Source organism: Pediococcus argentinicus (genome assembly GCF_001437605.1).
In the GTDB taxonomy this organism is placed as follows: Bacteria; Bacillota; Bacilli; order Lactobacillales; family Lactobacillaceae; genus Pediococcus; species Pediococcus argentinicus.
Map to the genome: position 1 here is coordinate 1 of NZ_JQCQ01000014.1, position 18,271 is coordinate 18,271.

The 18,271-nt window shown below is 36.5% G+C and carries 21 protein-coding genes and 1 pseudogene; 7 read left to right on the forward strand and 15 right to left on the reverse strand.

Annotated features, from left to right (window positions below; translation table 11 throughout):
- Positions 1 to 34 precede the first annotated feature (34 nt).
- Positions 35 to 514, forward strand: a complete 480-nt coding sequence (locus IV88_RS04505; RefSeq protein WP_057799216.1) for a glutathione peroxidase — start codon at positions 35 to 37, stop codon at positions 512 to 514.
- A 42-nt stretch (positions 515 to 556) separates the two neighbouring features.
- Here IV88_RS04505 and IV88_RS04510 read toward each other — a convergent pair whose 3' ends face one another.
- The 4 genes from IV88_RS04510 to IV88_RS04525 all read right to left on the reverse strand — a co-directional run bounded on the left by IV88_RS04510 (position 557) and on the right by IV88_RS04525 (position 4,407).
- The gene (locus tag IV88_RS04510; RefSeq protein WP_057799219.1) at positions 557 to 1,351 is read right to left on the reverse strand and encodes an SDR family NAD(P)-dependent oxidoreductase; all 795 of its coding nucleotides are present in this window, start codon (positions 1,349 to 1,351) and stop codon (positions 557 to 559) included.
- Positions 1,352 to 1,422: 71 nt separating this feature from the next.
- On the reverse strand, positions 1,423 to 2,793 hold the full coding sequence (locus IV88_RS04515) for an MFS transporter (protein WP_057799221.1): 1,371 nt from the start codon (positions 2,791 to 2,793) through the stop codon (positions 1,423 to 1,425).
- Complete coding sequence (locus IV88_RS04520; RefSeq protein ID WP_057799223.1) at positions 2,790 to 3,308, reverse strand: PadR family transcriptional regulator; 519 nt, start codon at positions 3,306 to 3,308, stop codon at positions 2,790 to 2,792. The genes IV88_RS04515 and IV88_RS04520 overlap by 4 nt, the downstream gene beginning before the upstream one ends.
- 112 nt (positions 3,309 to 3,420) lie before the next feature.
- On the reverse strand, positions 3,421 to 4,407 hold the full coding sequence (locus IV88_RS04525) for a zinc-binding dehydrogenase (protein ID WP_057799225.1): 987 nt from the start codon (positions 4,405 to 4,407) through the stop codon (positions 3,421 to 3,423).
- A 178-nt stretch (positions 4,408 to 4,585) separates the two neighbouring features.
- Here IV88_RS04525 and IV88_RS04530 point away from each other — a divergent pair, with 178 nt between their 5' ends.
- Positions 4,586 to 5,989, forward strand: coding sequence for an APC family permease (locus IV88_RS04530; RefSeq protein ID WP_057799226.1), 1,404 nt, complete (start codon positions 4,586 to 4,588; stop codon positions 5,987 to 5,989).
- A 70-nt stretch (positions 5,990 to 6,059) separates the two neighbouring features.
- Positions 6,060 to 6,491, forward strand: a complete 432-nt coding sequence (locus IV88_RS04535) for a hypothetical protein (protein WP_057799228.1) — start codon at positions 6,060 to 6,062, stop codon at positions 6,489 to 6,491.
- Between the two features lie 151 nt (positions 6,492 to 6,642).
- Here the strand turns inward: IV88_RS04535 and IV88_RS04540 are convergent, their stop codons facing one another.
- The 5 genes from IV88_RS04540 to IV88_RS04560 all read right to left on the reverse strand — a co-directional run bounded on the left by IV88_RS04540 (position 6,643) and on the right by IV88_RS04560 (position 9,626).
- The gene (locus tag IV88_RS04540) at positions 6,643 to 7,260 is read right to left on the reverse strand and encodes a helix-turn-helix domain-containing protein (RefSeq protein ID WP_057799230.1); all 618 of its coding nucleotides are present in this window, start codon (positions 7,258 to 7,260) and stop codon (positions 6,643 to 6,645) included.
- Between the two features lie 18 nt (positions 7,261 to 7,278).
- Positions 7,279 to 7,674 (reverse strand): hypothetical protein, encoded by a 396-nt coding sequence (locus tag IV88_RS04545; RefSeq protein ID WP_057799232.1) that lies wholly within the window; start codon positions 7,672 to 7,674, stop codon positions 7,279 to 7,281.
- A gap of 209 nt (positions 7,675 to 7,883) precedes the next feature.
- Positions 7,884 to 8,525: an SDR family oxidoreductase gene (locus IV88_RS04550; RefSeq protein ID WP_057799234.1), complete on the reverse strand. Its 642-nt coding sequence runs from the start codon at positions 8,523 to 8,525 to the stop codon at positions 7,884 to 7,886.
- An 86-nt stretch (positions 8,526 to 8,611) separates the two neighbouring features.
- Positions 8,612 to 9,190 carry a TetR/AcrR family transcriptional regulator C-terminal domain-containing protein gene (locus tag IV88_RS04555; RefSeq protein WP_057799237.1) on the reverse strand — a complete coding sequence of 193 codons (579 nt, stop codon included), beginning with the start codon at positions 9,188 to 9,190 and terminating at the stop codon, positions 8,612 to 8,614.
- Positions 9,191 to 9,299: 109 nt separating this feature from the next.
- Complete coding sequence (locus tag IV88_RS04560) at positions 9,300 to 9,626, reverse strand: bacteriocin immunity family protein (RefSeq protein ID WP_057799239.1); 327 nt, start codon at positions 9,624 to 9,626, stop codon at positions 9,300 to 9,302.
- Positions 9,627 to 9,749: 123 nt separating this feature from the next.
- On the opposite strand from IV88_RS04560, the gene IV88_RS04565 reads away from it, so the two are divergent.
- Positions 9,750 to 10,370, forward strand: a complete 621-nt coding sequence (locus tag IV88_RS04565) for a pentapeptide repeat-containing protein (protein WP_057799241.1) — start codon at positions 9,750 to 9,752, stop codon at positions 10,368 to 10,370.
- A gap of 18 nt (positions 10,371 to 10,388) precedes the next feature.
- Entirely contained in the window at positions 10,389 to 10,799 is a 411-nt protein-coding gene (locus tag IV88_RS04570) for a peptide deformylase (protein ID WP_057799243.1), read from the forward strand.
- 126 nt (positions 10,800 to 10,925) lie between these two features.
- On the opposite strand, the gene IV88_RS04575 is transcribed toward IV88_RS04570, so the two are convergent.
- Positions 10,926 to 11,819, reverse strand: a complete 894-nt coding sequence (locus IV88_RS04575; RefSeq protein WP_057799246.1) for a LysR family transcriptional regulator — start codon at positions 11,817 to 11,819, stop codon at positions 10,926 to 10,928.
- Positions 11,820 to 11,930: 111 nt separating this feature from the next.
- Between IV88_RS04575 and IV88_RS04580 the strand changes: the two genes are divergently transcribed.
- The gene (locus tag IV88_RS04580) at positions 11,931 to 13,139 is read left to right on the forward strand and encodes an aminotransferase-like domain-containing protein (protein WP_057799248.1); all 1,209 of its coding nucleotides are present in this window, start codon (positions 11,931 to 11,933) and stop codon (positions 13,137 to 13,139) included.
- An 86-nt stretch (positions 13,140 to 13,225) separates the two neighbouring features.
- Here the strand turns inward: IV88_RS04580 and IV88_RS09505 are convergent, their stop codons facing one another.
- From IV88_RS09505 to IV88_RS04595, 5 genes and pseudogenes are all read right to left on the reverse strand, one after another.
- Positions 13,226 to 13,348 (reverse strand): hypothetical protein, encoded by a 123-nt coding sequence (locus tag IV88_RS09505; protein ID WP_261793393.1) that lies wholly within the window; start codon positions 13,346 to 13,348, stop codon positions 13,226 to 13,228.
- Positions 13,349 to 13,700: 352 nt separating this feature from the next.
- The gene (gene map / locus IV88_RS04585; RefSeq protein ID WP_057799250.1) at positions 13,701 to 14,534 is read right to left on the reverse strand and encodes a type I methionyl aminopeptidase; all 834 of its coding nucleotides are present in this window, start codon (positions 14,532 to 14,534) and stop codon (positions 13,701 to 13,703) included.
- Between the two features lie 172 nt (positions 14,535 to 14,706).
- On the reverse strand, positions 14,707 to 15,806 hold a 1,100-nt coding region (locus IV88_RS09420), incomplete at its 5' end, for a PTS sugar transporter subunit IIABC (protein ID WP_236698604.1).
- A 1-nt stretch (position 15,807) separates the two neighbouring features.
- A pseudogene (locus IV88_RS09425) lies at positions 15,808 to 16,689 on the reverse strand (PTS transporter subunit EIIC); the annotation flags it as partial.
- Positions 16,690 to 17,055: 366 nt separating this feature from the next.
- Positions 17,056 to 17,394: an iron chaperone gene (locus IV88_RS04595; RefSeq protein WP_057799255.1), complete on the reverse strand. Its 339-nt coding sequence runs from the start codon at positions 17,392 to 17,394 to the stop codon at positions 17,056 to 17,058.
- Between the two features lie 65 nt (positions 17,395 to 17,459).
- Between IV88_RS04595 and yaaA the strand changes: the two genes are divergently transcribed.
- A complete protein-coding gene (gene yaaA, locus IV88_RS04600; protein ID WP_057799257.1) occupies positions 17,460 to 18,206 on the forward strand; it encodes a peroxide stress protein YaaA in 747 nt (248 codons plus the stop codon).
- Positions 18,207 to 18,271: the final 65 nt, after the last annotated feature.

An 18,271-nucleotide genomic window follows, 5' to 3' on the forward strand; every position in this document is an offset into this window, starting at 1 on the left:
ATATATATTTTAAATATACGAGGAAGTGGTTAAAATGAGTATCTATGATTTTTCAATTAAAGAAATCAATGGAAGTCCGATTGACCTAAACGAACTACGTGGTCATCCCTTTTTAATCGTTAATACTGCCAGCAACTGTGGACTCGCTCCACAATTTACAGATTTAGAAAATTTATACAAAAAATACCATGATTCTGGATTTACAATTATTGGTTTTCCATCAAATGATTTTAAACAGGAACTCGATCAAGAAGACGAGATTGTTGAATACTGTAAGGTTCATTACGGAGTCACTTTCCCAATGGGCGAAATAATTCACGTTAATGGATCACAGACATCTCCTCTATTTAAATTCCTAAAAGATCAGAGCGGCGGCATGATCAAATGGAACTTTACTAAGTTCTTAGTTGATGGTGATGGCAAGCTAGTGAAACGCTTCGCACCAATTACTAAACCTGAGAAGATTGAACCTTATTTGAAGGATTTATTAGATGTTAATACAGCAAAAAGCTAGAAACCTAACAGGCTTCTAGCTTTTTATATGATTTAAAATATATTAAAAAATAGTTGGCACTAATCCGCCGTCCACTCGTAATGCTTCACCAGAGAAGGACATTGAATCCGGACTGGCCACAAATGCTGTAAAGCGACCAATTTCAGATGGACGAATTAGTCGTTGGATTTGAGAACGAGAACGATGATTTTTCATAAAATCAGCTTCCCATCGGTCTTTTGGAAGTCCGCTGTCAGCGTACATATCCTCAAGCATTTGTTGGACACCTTCAGTTAACGTTGATCCCGGCATAATTGTATTGACAGTAACATGTGTTGCCACTGTTAACTTCGATAGACTCTTAGCTAATGACAAATTCATTGATTTCGTCATACTATATTGAGGCATTTCACCAGATGGCATAACTGCTTCTTCACTAGCAATGAAGATAATTCGACCGAAGTCTTGATCTAACATCGGTTGAAGATATTGTTTTGCCATCGCATTACCAGCTAAAACATTCACCTCAAAGAATTTTCGCCAAGTATCATCATCAATATCCTGATATTCCATCGGTTGAAAAATCCCCATATTATTTACCAATATATCAACTTTTGGAAACCGTTTAAAAATCTGTTCTCGATCTGATTCAACAGCTAAATCTCCGGCGGCCGCTTGTGGATTAGTATCTGGAAACTCATTCTTAATTTCATCCACTACTTGTTTAACATCTTCCGCTTTACGACCATTAATCACAACATCAACGCCTTCACGGGCCATTTCAATCGCAATTGCCTTACCGATTCCTTTAGTTGAACCCGTAATCATCGCTAACTTATTCTTTAAATGTAAGTCCATTTTGAACACTCCTTATGAATTCTTGTTAACTAATCCTATCGTGTTCAAAATCAAATTACCAGCATCACACTTTACTTTGTGAGTGCTTCTTTACCAATATCATGGGGTAGCACCCAAACTTCAATTAGTGGATAAACTGTGATTAGCGCTAAGAACAAAAAGCTCAATGTAAAGGCCATCTGGTTAGAAACAACCTGCTCAAATAAATTAATCACCACTGTAATCAACGAGATACCTAATCCTTGTGCCAAGCTTCTAGTTACCGCAATTAAAGTGTTCGCACTAGGACGTTCCTTGGGTTCAATATCAATCAAATTGATTCCATTATATGCAGTTAATGCTAAGGAACGGCCACATCCTGAAATGAGTGCTAAGAACATAATCCATGGACCAAACGTATTCGGTCCAATAATAGCTAAACAAACTGAACTGATAATTGAGGCCCAGAATGATAATAGTAATGCCCCTCGGAATTGTAATTTATTAATAATCCAACTCGTGAACGGCTTGATACCAATATTTCCAATGAAAATGAAGATAATATACCAACCAGTTTTAGCCGCTGACCAGTGGAAAATCGTCTGCAATAACATCGTCATAACGTATGGCATAGCAGCAACTGTAATCCAAAATACTGAACCACCAGTTTGGTAAATCCGAAAACTCGGAAATTTAACTGCATCGACCGAAAAAAGTGGATTTGAAACAGTTCTTAAATGACGATATACCATCCACCCAAAAACAATTCCAAGTACTACTAGGATTAGTCCCACAACCATTAACACGGGACCATGTGTTGCTAATTCAGCTCCGACTAATAATAAAATCGAAGCAAGTCCAACTTCAATAAATCCGACAAAATCAAATGGTGTTTGTTTACGGTCCTGGTCGTCATTTTCCATCACAAAGACGCCTAATCCTGCGATAATCAGTCCAATCGGAATGTTGATTAGAAAAATCCAATGCCAACTCCAATAAGTAACAATCAATCCACCAATAACGGGCGCAATAGCTGGTGCAATCAAAGATGGCCAGACTAGGTAACTAGTCATGCGTAACATCTGTTGTGGCGGAGTATTCTGCAATACAATCAGCTGACCGGTCGGAGTCATCAACGCTCCTGAAAATCCTTGTAGTAGTCTCATCACTAACAAAATTCCCAGGTTAGGTGCCAATGTGCTACCAAGTGAACTAATCGTAAAAATCAAAACGGCAATAATCCAAATCCGTTTCTTACCGTATCGTTGCGCTAACCAGCCACAAAGTGGAATTGAAACTGCCACTGCAACTAGGTACGTACTAATCATTAAAGTGATTGTCGATAAATTTGTATTAAAATCAACGGCCATTTTTGGTAAAGCCGTCGTAATAATTGTTCCATCAAGCATTTCCATAAAGAAACTGGCAGCTACTAATAGAGCAATTTGAATCTGCTTGGTCATTCTTTCAACTCGCTTTCATAATCTCTGATCCAATCAATTGTTGTTTCAGTTTTTAATTGTCTTAATTTTAAAATGCGTTCGGCATATAAATGGTCGGCCTTTCGTTCTGTTTGACTAAAATCATTTAATGTTGCCTTGGTACTAGATAGAATTTGTAATTGTTCTTCTTTATATCCCGCTAAAATTTGAAGTTGGGTTGCCACATCAACGTGTTGCATTGCATCTAATCGGATTAAATAGAGATCATCTGTATGCGCGTTGCGTGGGATTGGTTCTTTCATCAATTCTTTGAAATGGGATTCACCTGCAGCCGTAATAGTAATGCTTCGTTTCTTACGGTCTTCAGGATTCTCAATCACAATATACCCAGCCTCAGCTAACTTATTTAATAGCGGATATAAAACACCAAAACTAATCTTGCGATTTGGTCCTAAAGTAGTCTCCATAATTTCACGCAAGCGGTATCCACTCTTAGGGCCTTCCATTAATTCTGAAAGAACAAACAATTCATACATTTTTTATTTCCTCCGATCTTTGAAAGTTATAATACATCTAAAAGATATAAAAATAAAGTGCAAAATAAAAACCATTTTAAATTTATTCAATTTTAAATGGCCTTTGATTTAATTATTCACTTACTTTAATAGTTAATTTGCCCAATGCGGAACCATCTTTAATCGCTTGTAGGGCTACTGGAACTTCATTGAAGCCGAAAGATTGGTCAACTGGTACTTCCAACTGATGATTAACCACCATACCGGCCAGTTCAGTTGCCATCCGACCTAAATCTTTAATTTCGTTAGTATTGTCTGATCGATAAACACCACCCAAAGCAAGTCTTGCAATGGTAGTTGCTCGTTGATCCAAATCTAAATCAGCAGGGATTTCATCACCGACCACTAAAATCTGACCATTGTAAGCAACTCGATCTAAATCAGCTTTGATTTCTGCACCACCGACTGTGTTGAGACTTAAGTCGACACCTTTGCCATCTGTTACTTCCATGACTCTTTCGGTAACATCTTCATCCCGATAATTAATAATAAAATCAGCTCCGGCTTCTTCAACTAAAGATTGCTTACGTTTCGAAGTGGTACTAATCACTGTTAATCCTAATTGCTTTGCTAACTGGATTGCGACAAAGCCCACATTTCCGCCACCTGCATGGACTAAAATAGTCTGCTTATTAGTCAAATTGGCTTTGCGATAAAGTGCTTGATAGGCGGTCATAGCTGAACAAAGGATTGCTGCTGCATTTTCATTTGATAAGTCGTCGGGTACATTTGCTAATCCCCGTGCATCGGTCAATGCATATTCTGCTAACGTGCCATCTTTACGTAAATCGCCGTGATAAAACACTCGGTCACCAACAGCAACGTTAGTTACGCCATCACCGACTTTTTCAATGAATCCAACACCATCAATTCCAATGGTGTGCGGAAAGGTCCAGACATCTACTCCGCCTTCGATTATTTTATAATCAACTGGATTTAATCCAACCTCTAACACACGAACTAGTACTTGGCCTGCCTGTGGCTCGGGAACTTGAACTTCATTTAAGCTCAAAGCATCAATTGATTGATCTGCTTTTTGATTCACTTGCCATGCTTTCATAAATTACTCCTCTTGTTTAATTGGTATACTCACTGTACTCATCTTCGATTCATAACTCAACTATTTTAACTTCAAAAGCTTATTTGACGCACTTTTTCCACAATGTTATATTTTTATAATGTGTTAATTAAAATACAATTAGAATATAGATCCATTTTAAACATTTAAAGGAGCACTCATGCCAAACATCTTCAAAAAAGAATCTGTTGATACATATATTCAAGCCGACGCTCGCTTACGTCGAACATTACGTACACGAGACCTGATCGGTTTAGGAATCGGAGCCGTAATCGGAACTGGTATTTTCATTTTACCAGGTCATGAAGCAGCTCAACATGCTGGCCCGGCCGTTACAATCGCCTTTTTATTAGCCGCTCTGGTTTCAGGCTTAGTAGGAATGGCTTACGCTGAGTTCTCATCAGCAATGCCTGTTGCTGGATCCGCTTATTCATTTGGTTCGGTCGTATACGGTGAAATTGTTGGATGGGTGCTCGGATGGGCCTTAGTCCTCGAATATTTCTTAGCCGTTTCCGCCGAGGCAACTGGTTTTGCCGCCTACTTCAACAACAATATTTTAGGAGCACTAGGAATTAATTTACCCAAAGCACTTCAAGCGGGACCCATGGAAGGTGGAACTATCAACATTACCGCCGTCTTAATTGTTCTCATCGTTGCTTTAATTGTTAGCCAAGGTGCTACGCTTTCTAAGAGTGTTGAAAATGTGGCGGTTGTTATTAAGGTTGCAATTATCATTATCTTTATCGCTGTTGGTATTTTCTATATTAAGAGTTCCAATTATGTGCCTTTCTATCCTAAACAATTTCATGGTGCACCATTTGGACTAGGTGGAATTTCAACAGCTGCTGCAACCGTCTTCTTTGCCTTTATTGGTTTTGATGCCTTAGCTTCCAACTCCGCTGAAACAATTGAACCCAATAAGAATATGATTCGTGGTATTTTAGGAACTGTATTGATCTCCGTTGTTCTATATGTAACTTTCTCATTCGTCCTAACCGGAATGGTTAATTACAAGCAGTTAAACGTTGATGATCCGGCTGCATATGCTTTAACTGTCATTCATCTTTCTGGTTGGAATAAATTGATTACGATTGGTGCTCTAATTGGAATTTTCACCGCCATGCTCACAATGTTCATCGGTGGATCACGTTTAGTTTATGCGCTTGGTCGTGACGGTTTACTCCCTAAGAAATTAGGTACAGTTAGCCATAAGAATCAAGTTCCAACAGTTGCAATTATCCTAGCAACCATCGTCCAAGCATTCTTTGCCGGCTTAGTTCCATTGACCGAACTAGCTTCCCTAATCAATGCTGGAACATTACTAGCATTTGCGTTTATCTCTTTTGGTATCATTCCATTACGTCACCGAAAAGACATCGTTAATACTGGTTTCAAAATGCCTTGGTATCCTGTATTACCAGTAATAGCTGGATTGTTCAGTATTTATTTTATTATCATGTTACCTTCCGTTACTAAGATCTGGGTTTCAATTTGGATTTTAATTGGATTAGTTATTTACTTTATTTACGGAATTAAAAATTCAAAACTACAGAATAGAAAATAACAAAATGGTTGTTTTATGCACATTAACCCGATAAGATTAATTTGATTAAAAATAATTGGAGGAGTTACTTATGAAAAAGATTATTCTTGTTATTACAACTATTTTTCTAGCATTACCTTTAACAGCTGTAAAACCTGTAAATGCTAAAACTAAGTACACATCATTACCAACCAGCATTAGAAGTCATGTCTGGTATCGATTGACTGATGGTCATCAAGGCGGATTCCATGATCGAACAACGTTTACTAAAAAGTCTGTACATGCTAAGGCATCTTGGACAAAACATAAAACCTATACTTGGTCATTCTCTAAGATTCGCAAGGATTCTAAACACAAAGGTACTTACTACGCTAATTTGAAATTTAGCAAACATGATTCTTCACCAGTTAAAATTAAAGTTATCAGCAGTAAACAATTTTGGATTATTAAAAAACATCCACTTTTTACGTCTGGAAACTATCAAGGCAACGCTAATTATGGAGCAATGGTTTATAAACGTTAATCTAAGCCAAAATGAGGTTCACATTTTAAATATGTGTGAACCTCATTTTTTATAGTAATATGTAATCTTAAAAATACCCGAAACAATTGTTAAAGCACTGCCACCACAATTATCATTCATACTGTTTTCCATAATAAAGTACTATTAGTGTTTACTTCCTAATCGCATAATTTCGGTAGAACCAAACTGATAGGATTGCAATTACAACAACGATGAACCTGACTATCGTTCCCGTCAGTTCACCGTATAAGTATGATCGGTCTCCTACATTATAGTTAATATCAAGGAATGCATTAATTCCCAGAAAGCCAGTCAATATCACAACCAATATGCCCGCTATTATTTTTTCAAAAAGCGAATACTTTTTCAATTCAACAATGCCACAAGTTGATGATAGATAAATCAAATTAATCACTAGCGTTATTGGATAAATTGGTCCATATGGAATTCGAAACTCAGACGCCAGTAAAGTTAAAACCAGCATTACAATATTCAACCAATAACTAACTTGTATGATCACTTTAGTACGTTTACTAACTTGTTCCTGTTCTTTAAAGTGCTCCATGATATCACTATCCCCCCGGAGAATATCATCAAGCGAAAGATGATATAAATCACATAGCTGTACCAGTCGATCCAAATCCGGATAACTGCGATTCGTTTCCCAATTTGAAATAGTCTGTCTAGTTACAAATAGTTTTTCAGAAACTATTTCTTGTGTTAAATGATTGGCCTCACGACCCTCTTTTAAAGCTGGCCCAATTTTCATATTATTCTCTATCCCCGCTTATATATGGAAAGCTATCTTTCGAAATTTCCAAGCATACAAAATAGATAAGGTTACTAACATAGCATGAGTGACTATTCCCATAATATCCGTAGCCATTTCGAATACGTTATTATCAGCCTTTATTTCAGCAAAATCCACCATTGAAAAAAGACCTACTATAACAAAAAACATGATGACACTGATAAATATTTGGAGAGTTGTACGGTCTCTTCGTAAAAAGCCCTGACCATTATCAGAAGCTATAACTAGTATATTAATGGTCAATAAAAACATCACCAATCCACCAAAAGGTAAATTCGTACTAAGCAATCCTATCAATATAACCAGTAAAATGACATTAATCCAATATGTTATTAGAAATCGACTTCGAGCGCTCTTGTTATTATTTGTCATAATAACTCCCCCTACTTGGTATTAAATTATTTATTTTCTAACTATTATTTTATACTTGCGCCCTTAAAAAGAAAGCTATAATCCTTAGCAATCCTATTTTAACAAGCTTTATCCAACTATGATTGAACTTCATTTTTAACCTATATAGATATTATGAAAGTGAAACCATAAAAAAGCACACCAACATTTAGGTGTGCAATTTTACTATTCTAATAAAATGAAGGCTTGTCGCCATCCGTATTTGGTTGGTTAACTCCAATTGATTCACGAACTTCTTGATCTGGCTTTTGAATTAATTTCACAACTACATCAGCGATACTCTTACGTGAAACCTCGGTTCCCTTAAAGTCTTCGCCTTTATGTGTAAACTCGTAGCTCACTATGTCCTTGTTAGATAACCAAGCGGGACGAATGATGGTGTAGTCCAAATCAGATCCTTCAATCACTTTAGCTGCAGCTCCATATGTTTCAAGATATCCACCATCTAACATTTGATGGTTCCATTTACCAAAGTTGCCAGGCACTTCATCATAAATACCTAATGTAGAAATCCAAATTAGACGTTTCAGACCTGCCTTATCCATTGCTGCAACGACTGCTTTAGCTTGCTGTTCAATCGAGCGATTTCCAAGGTTTGCATAAACAATGTCCTGTCCTTGCATGGCCTTTTCCAAATCCGCTTCACTGGTTGCATCGCCTTCAAATAGAGTTTCACGACTTTCATTATGAACGCTCAAGCGATCCTTATTGCGAAGAAATAACGTCAATTTATTATCTGTATCATCCAAAAGTTGTTGTTCTGCTAAACGAGCGATTTGTCCGTTAGCACCTAAAATTAAAACATTTGTCATAGTTAAACTCCCCTTTCAAATTTCAAGTTCAGTATAGTTCTTTGAAATTAAAAAAGAGTAGACACTTTTACTCAAGTGTCTACTCTCTATCGAACTCGTTCTGGATATACCTGTTTCAACCTTAGTAAAAGGCCATTAATGCCATCTTCAATGTAAATTTCAAGCATCTCCGTCTCCTGCTTCAGAGAACGCGGATGACTGCTTAAAATCCAGCTTTTAACTTCATTAGCTGTCGCGGTCGATAATAAATCACGTACAAAATCACAGTAATTAGTATGAACCATCAATACTTTTCGATCCCGCAAATCATTGAAAATTGAACAGATTAAATCCATCAAATGATCATGAATCACTTGATCTGGTGCATTTTGGCCCGTAATTTGAAACATCTTTTGATACAGAGTTCGTTCCTGTTCAAAGTATGCCAGCATCTGTTTTAAAATAGTTTGCCAATCTTGATATTTAGCATTGACCGTTATTTTTTGGACATCATTTTGATAAATCCATGCCAACACATCATATTTATCATGAAAATAATCATAAAATGTTTGACGACTAATCCCAGCTTCTTTACAAATCGTAACTACTGAAACTTGTCCGAAGTCTTGATGTAAGACCAGTCGTTTGGTTGCATCAACAATCTGTTCACACGTTGTCCTATCCATTATCATCACCCAAAACCAGTTTAGCACGGATAGCCGTTAAAAGGTAATTAGACCAACTAAAATCCGCCTAATACAGACATTAGCCTGTATTAGGCGGATTGTTTATTATCTACATTATCGATCCAAACGTGAAGCTGGTGGCAATCAAGCCAACACCCAGATTTAAATCACGAAGTTCTTTTTCAGTTAATTTCTTAAAACGCTCATTTACATACATATACAATTTTCTGCTGTGCTCAGGAAGACTCATTGCATCCAATGCATTCGTTGGATAATCTTTGAAGATTTCAGTCATAACCGTTATGCCATCTTTTCCTGACTCAAGCTCTCCAGCCCGTTTCAATAAATTGGACTTATAAATATCTGGTTGATTACTAAGATCTTCATTATATGCTGCATCAATTAAATCAAATAACTCCTGTGCCTTCTCATCCATAATATCTCCCCCCTTGAACGTCATTTTACTCCTGCGTTTTTATATAAACAATCCTATATAAGTTAATGCATCTATCCCTCAAATTAGCTATACTTCATACATAGTCATTTAAAGGAGTTCACCATGCTTAATCAAGTTAACCTTACCAAACAACCATTTGAGGAAATCTACAATAGTGAAGATTTCACTTTAGAGAATGCACTTATAGAACATGAATTAATAACACAGAACTCAATTCATCATCCCGTTTTTGAAAATTGTCTCTTCAAAAACGTAACTTTCATTGAAAATGATTTTGAAATTCTAGAAATTAATAATTGCCAATTTGTTAACTGCGATTTCTCAGGTGAGGACTATTCAAAAAGTTCATTTTTTAAATCAGAATTCAAAGAATCTAAATTAGTCGGTACTAAACTACCTGAAAGCTACTTCAGTGAAGTTCATTTCACAGATTGTAAAATGGATTATGCTACTTTTTCAGATAGCAAGTTCAAATCCACCAAGTTTACGGACAGTAATTTAACTAGTTCGGATTTTGTTCACTGTACTCTTCAGAAAACGATTTTTGATCGCAATGATCTCTCAGAAGTCAGCTTCCTTGAAACTTCATTGGCTAGAATCGATTTTAGCACCTGTAAGTTAGAACGACTTGAAGTAGCCCAAAATCAATTACACAATTGCATTATTAATCGAGAGCAAGCCGCAGAATTTGCTATTCAATTTTTAGGCATTCAAATTAGATAAAAAGGAGTTTTATGAAACATGATTAAACCTATCAATCGTAATCCATTAACCTTACAGCAAAAAGCACAGTTAGCTACTCCCAAAGATAAACAAATTGTTTCAGACCTACTCGACACGCTTAAAGCTCACAGCGCTGATTGTGTTGGTATGGCAGCCAATATGATTGGAATTAATAAACGAATTATCGTTTGCCAGCTTGGACCAATCGCAGTCGCTATGATTAATCCAACTATTTCACAGAAGCAAGGTCCTTACACTACCGACGAAGGATGCCTATCACTCGATGGTGAACGTCCAGCTAAACGATTCAAGCAAATTACCGTTAAGTATCAGGACACTAGCTTAAAAGAACACACACAAACATTCCAAGATTGGCCTGCTCAAATCATTCAACATGAAGTTGATCATTGCGAAGGTATCTTAATTTAATTTCAAAAGGAGAATCGCACCTTATCGATGCTGAATTCTCCTTTTTATTTTCTATTCATGATTGAATAACTAACTAGCATCGCCACACATATAAAAAAAGATAGAACCACTAGATTCTATCCTTTTCTAACTTAAAAATTCCTGTTCATACTGCGCTTTAAGATATTCAAAAATAACTTCATGCATCTTAGTGACTGCTGGTGATTTTTGTGTAGTTGGATTCGTTAGCAAACAAATCGTTCTCGCAAAGTCGTTTGAAAATGGAAATACATTATATGCTCCAGATACCTTTTTTAAAGCTAATTCTGGTAAGATTCCCAATCCTAATCCGGATTCCACCATTGCTAAAATTGAAGCATCATCAATTGAGTAACTGATGGCATTTCCAGATACCTGATACTTATCTAACGCCCGTTTAGTATCACGATCATAATCACCCTCTTGTAGGATGAAGTTTTGTCGATCAGTATCAGATTTAGTAAGTGTCTTTTTATTGCGTGGAATAAAGTCAGCTGGCGTGACACAAAAAATAGGATCCTTGATCAAGGGTTCAACAGATATATTTTCCGTAATTGGTAATAACGAGAATCCAATATCAATACTACCAACCCGCACTGCTTCAGCAATTTCATTAAAGCCACCTTGAATAAGTTCAATCTTAATTTTGGGATACTGTTGTTTAAATTCTTGAATGATTTCTGGTAGCCAATTAGTTGAAACCGAGGAGAATGCCCCAATTCTGATTCGGCCAGAGTTCAAACCGATAATATTATTTGAAACCTGTTTAAGTTGTTCTTCCGTATTCAAGATAGTCTGAATAATTGGTAATATTTTTCGTCCATCGGCCGTCAATTGGACTCCAGTTCGATTTCTAATAAATAAAGGAAATCCCAAATCGGTTTCCAACTGACTAATACTGTGGCTGACCGCACTTGGTGTCACATTCAGTTCAATGGCTGCCGAATTGAAAGTCCCTTGTTCCACAACACGCGTAAACACTTCGTAACTAAAGTTAGCCATTTTAACCTCCTACCATGAATTTAATTCATGTAAAAATGAAATAGTTGAGTTTTACTTAATTATAATACCAGTTTATGATAGCAATATCATAACCAATCGGGGGGATTTATTATGAAATTAGCGAAAAGAACGGAAAAAACATCACATTCTGGTTTAGATGAGATTTTTGCTGCTTCAAAGCCAGGTATGATTTCATTTGCCGGCGGTTATCCAGACTCAAAACTATTTCCACGAGTTGAAATTGAACAAGCATTCTCACATACTTTTCAATCCGCACCCGCAACATTACTACAATACAATAGCAGTAAAGGATACTTACCATTACGTGAAAAGCTAGCTACACGGATGCGAAATGATGGCATTAACACCACAACTGAATCTGTGATGTTAACCCAAGGTGCTCAACAAGGAATTGATTTAGCTGCCAGATTATTACTCAATCGTGGTGACGGAATGGTTGTGGAAGCTCCAACTTATCTTGGTGCGCTAGCTGCCTTTGATGTTTACGAGCCGAATTACTATGAAGTCCATATGGAAGCAGACGGTATGAACATCGATGAACTTCAAAAAGTACTGATGAAGCATGAAGTTAAAATGATTTATACCGTACCTGATTTTCAGAATCCGACTGGAACTGTTATGTCACTCGAAAAAAGAAAAGCATTAGTTCAGTTGGCTAATATTTACGACGTCGTTATCCTAGAAGATGGTCCTTATCGTAATCTGCGGTACACTGGTGAACCATTGCCACCAATTAAGCACTTTGATACCGAAGGGCGCGTGATTTTCCTCGGAAGCTTTAGTAAAATCCTAGCGCCAAGTTTAAGATTGGGATGGCTGACAGCCAGTCCTGAATTATTTGATGGATTAGTAGCTCTTAAAGGCGGTTCAGATGTTGAAACTAGCAATTTAATGATGAGTAGTGTTGATGGTTACTTGGCAGAAAATGATCTTGATGCTCACATTAAAGAAGTTAAAGCCACTTACCAACATCGAAAAGACTTAATGGTCTCTGCTTTGAAAAAGCATTTACCTTCTGAAGTTCATTTTAACAATCCTGAAGGTGGATTCTTCCTTTGGTTAACCATGCCACAAGGTTTTGATTCAACTAGGTTCTTACAAGAAAGCTTAATTCCGAACTCCAATGTTTCCTTTGTTCCTTCAGCTAATTTGGTTCCATCAAAGCAGTTGAAGAATGCTGCCCGTCTTAACTTTACCAACGTTAATGATCAAGACATTGAAACTGGTGTTGAAATGCTAGGACAACAATTAAAATTGGCCTTACAATCCAAGCCCATCAGAAAAACAGCAACTAGATAACTTATACAAAAAAGGCAGTGCTATATGCTCATAGATTGACGAGAACATAGCACTACCCATTTTGGACTTCTTTCTGTAACGATACTTTACTTCACAAAGAACCATACAATGCCAGCAATAATTATCGTACCTAAAACGCCCTGCCAGAATTCTTTTTTGGTATTCTTTTGAACGGTAATTGTAACATGCTTTGTATCAACTAGTTTCATAATTTATAACCTCCGTGATATAATAAAAGTGTACCAGAAAGGTCGGTCTAAACGACCTAACTGTGAATGGAATTACCACTCAAGGTAGAATTTAAAAGTCAGAACATAAAGTCGAACAGCGAATTCAATCTTTATGCATCTAGGCTTTTTTATTTTACACCTGAACTGGCTCAACTCAATCACCACCTCTCTGGTACATTTACTACATTACCATGTAACAAGACGGGTTATCAACGTAAAATCCATCTCATTTGAGAGGTCTATATTTAGCATTCTTTTAAAAATAATCCTCTAGCCAACTCATTATAATGATAAAAAAACGGCCCGTTAAATGGCCAAATTAATACATATTCTAATAATTGTTATCTTCAATATACTTCTTTGCCCAAGCCAACATTTTAGCGTCGTCTTCAGCATCTTGTGAAGTTAAAATTTTTGGACCGTCTTCAGTGATTGCTAGTGTATGTTCATATTGAGCTGACCAGCTACCATCTGCAGATACGTAATAAATCCATGGGTCATTCTTATCAGGAACTTCATGATCCATAATTTCCCATGTACCTTCGTTAATCATTGGTTCAATAGTAATAGTCATACCAGCCTTCAGACGGAGACCCTTACCTTTTTCACCATAATGGAAAACATCTGGTTTTTCATGCATTGTTGGTTGAATACCATGACCAATCAAGTCACGAACATCGCCATAACCATGCTTGTTTTCAGTAAAGTCTTGAATGGCAAAGCCAATATCACCAAGGCGTTTGCCAACTTGGCTTTGAGCAATTCCTAGGTACAATGCCTTCTTAGTAACGTCCATCAAGTCTTTAGTTGATTGTGAAACTTCACCAACAGCAAAGCTCCAGCATGAATCACTTTCATAACCATCTTTGTTAACAGTCATATCAACTTTCACGATATCACCGTTCTTTAAAACGAGACCTTTACGCGGTGTTCCATGAGCAACTTCATCATTTACATCAACACAAGTAGCATATTTGTAACCTTCAAAGCCCTTTTCAGAAGGTGTTGCGCCATGTGCCAAGATATAATCATTAGCAAAGTTTTCAATTTCCATTGCCGTGACACCAGGTTTAATCATATCTTTCAATGCCAAATGAATTCCAGCAATGACTTTACCTGATTCGCGCATCCCTTTAATCTCACGGTCTGATTTAAGTGTAATCATTTCAGTATTATCTCCCTCGTTTTTCTAAAAAAACTCCATACCATATGCTACCACATTAATGGGGTTATGGGGTGTAGTTGTGGATATGGAGTAATCAATCTTGTTATATAAAAAATAAGCACGACATTTAAAGTAAATGAAGTGCTTATTTATGAGTTAGTATTTGGATTATCTATTTAGTAGTCGTAGTAAGAATCAATGATTCAGGAGTAACATTTTCGCTACCCTTAAACTTCATAACTCCAACGGCATCCATGTTTGTAATAACCACTAACATAGGTGTCTTTTTACCAGCAGCCTTGATAGCATCTAAATCGACTTCAGCCACAACGTCACCATGCTTAACCACTTGTCCATCTTTAACCTTAATATCGAACGGTGCTCCTTTTAGTTCAACAGTATCAATACCCATGTGAAGGAGAACTTCTAAACCAGCATCAGTTTTGAAACTAATTGCGTGTTTAGTTGGAAAGACTGACATAACGGTTCCATCTACTGGAGCTGTGATAGTTCCATTCGTTGGATCAATAGCATATCCGTCCCCTAACATTTTTTGTGCAAATGTATCATCAGGAACTTCTTCGATGTCCATATATTTACCATTAGCAACACTATAGAATTCTTCTGTTGTCGAACGTTTAATACCATCAGCAACTTGCTCTTCTGTAGGTTGAGCATTATCCTCATTCTTTACTGATGAGATTGGTGCTTTAGTATTATTTAATTTTGCAAGTTCATCGGCAACGAATTGAACTTCAGTACCAATAACAACTTGTAAATTATTTTTATCGATTTTGTTTAATCCAGCTGCGCCACTACGTTTAATGGCATTTTCGTTAATATTATCTGTATCCTCTAACTTGAGACGAAGACGAGTTGTACAGTTATCAACCACTTGTAAATTATCTGAACCACCTAATGCAGCGTAAATCTTTTTTGCTTGAATTGTATATTTATCATCTGAATCATTAGTTAATGTTTCTTCAGTATCAGAATCATCAGCTGATAAGTCTTCACGACCAGGAGTCATTAAGTTGAATTTCTTGATAGCAAAATCAAATCCAAAGTAGTAAATTGCAGCCATAACTAAGCCTTGAACAATTAACCATAATGGTTGGTTTGCAATCGGATTCTTCAAACTAAGAACATAATCAACTAATCCAGCACTAAATGCAAATCCAGCAGTCCAGTGCATAAATGCAGCAAATGCAAGTGAAAGTCCTGTAAAGGCAGCATGCAATAAGTATAGTGGCCATGCAACAAACATAAATGNGAATTCAAGTGGTTCTGTAACACCTGTAAAGAATGAAGCAAAAGCTGCAGCCAACATCAATGAAGCTGTAGTTGCTTTATTTTCAGGACGTGCATTTTTATAAATAGCAAAGGCACCAGCAGGAAGGCCAAACATCATAACTGGGAAGAATCCTGCTTGATACATACCAGTAACACCTTTTGTACCTTGAGAAGCTAAGAACTTACCAATATCGTTAATTCCAGCAACATCAAACCAGAAAACTGAGTTTAAGGCTTGATGTAACCCAGTTGGAATAAGTAACCGGTTGAAGAAACCATATATACCGGCACCAACCCAACCTAAGTTCAAGATAAACTTAGCGAATGCAACGAGTGCTCCATAAACTGGTGGCCAAACGAATAATAGGATTACACTAACGAGCAACATAACAAATGCGGCTGCAATAGGAACCAACCGTTTACCACTAAAGAATGATAATGCCATTGGTAGCTTTGTTTCATGTAACCTATTGTACAATGCGGCTGCAATTAGCCCGGCCACAATACCAATAAATACATTACCTATCTGAGCAAATGATGGATCAACCGCAGTCGGTTTCACATTCAACAATGTTGCAACTGATTCGGGTTTTAAAACACTAACCGGAACTTCAAAAGCAACTAACCCTGCAAGAGCAGCGGCACCAGATTGATCAACTGACATACCAAGAGCTAAACCAACAGCGAATAGCAATGGTAATTGACCTAAAACTGCATTACCACCGGCCTGTAAGAAATGTGCAACTACATCATTACTGTAAGAAGCCCACCAATTACCAATACCTACCAATAAGGCAGCAGCAGGTAGAACGGCAACAGGAAGTTGCAAAGAACGACCCATGCGTTGTAAATAATCCTTCATGAATAATACCTCCAAAATATAAATTATAGAAAAACAATAAATAATTGCTACAAATTATAGTTTATGTGAGTGAAAATGCTTTTTCAAGGCGATACAATTGGTATATACCATACGCGTATGAGAGTTTTACATTTGGTCTATACCTATTATTAAATCTAAAAAGCCGTATCCTTAAGATTATTAATTTTAATTTCTTTTTGGTCTATCGTTAATAAGTTTTTAAAAAAACTTTTGTCTAACACCTTTTTAGGCTTACTTTTGTATTGATCACCATTTGGAAAATAATCAATACCTAAATCATAATAAATAAGTAAAAAGGGAATTTGGAAATGTTTATCAATCTAAAAACCTCTGACATTACCTATATCAGAGGTTTTTGGTTTGCTTTATATATAAAATAATCTGCTCAATTAAATCTAGTGGAAGTGATTCACTATATTTAAATTGAATCGCTCCCTTACTTGTCTTATAAGGTTTCAATTCTTCTTCAAAATGGACAATCGGTTCTGGAGTTGGATAAAATCCGAGATGACTTTTCATTGCAGCAAAGTGCATTACATTCCCATTTTGATAAAAAGTTGGCATACTATAGCTTATCTTTTCATCAGCTTTTGGTAGAAGTTTCTTACTTAATTTATATATCTGGTTTAAATAATCCTGCTGTTCTTTTGGAGCTTGTTTAATATAATCAGTTATTACTGTCATATCACATACCTCCTTCTCGATTAATATATAATAGAAGTATCTATTATGTAAACAAAGGAACTGTTATGAAAATAATTATCTCACCGGCCAAGAAAATGAAAATAGACACAGATAGTTTTAGTTATGAAGAATTACCGCAATTCATGAAACAAACTGAAACTATTTTTAATAAACTATTGAAGTTCGATTACACTGATTTAAAAGAGCTCTGGCAATGTAGTGACAAAATTGCACAAGATAGTTACCGCCTACTTCATGAAGTTAATTTAAGTAAAAATCTAACACCAGCAATCATGGCTTACGTTGGAATTCAGTATCAACATATGGCACCAGACTTGTTCACTGAACCAGCTTTACAATACGTCAGTGCTAATTTAAGAATTCTGTCTGGCTTTTACGGTGCACTCCGTCCATTTGATGGTATCATTCCTTATCGCTTGGAAATGCAATCTAGGTTACCGATTAATCATGCAAATAATCTATATGACTATTGGAACGATTTACCTTATCAAGGTCTAAACTTAAACCACGAACCAATTATCAACTTAGCCTCACAAGAATACTCAAAAATCATTCGTAAACATATGAAATCAACCGATAAAATGATTGATATTGTCTTCGGACATCTAGTTGATGGTAAATTAAAAAACCGCGCCACATTCGCAAAAATGGCTCGGGGTGAAATGGTTCGATTTATGGCTGAAAATAACGTAACGGATTCAGAAGAATTAAAGCAATTTAAAATTATGGAATACGAGTTTCAACCACAGTTATCGACTGATGATAAATACGTGTTCTTGACTACACTTTGAATTTTTAGATTAAGCTATGACATAAAAAGCATCCAACCGTATCATACGATTGGATGCTTTGCTAT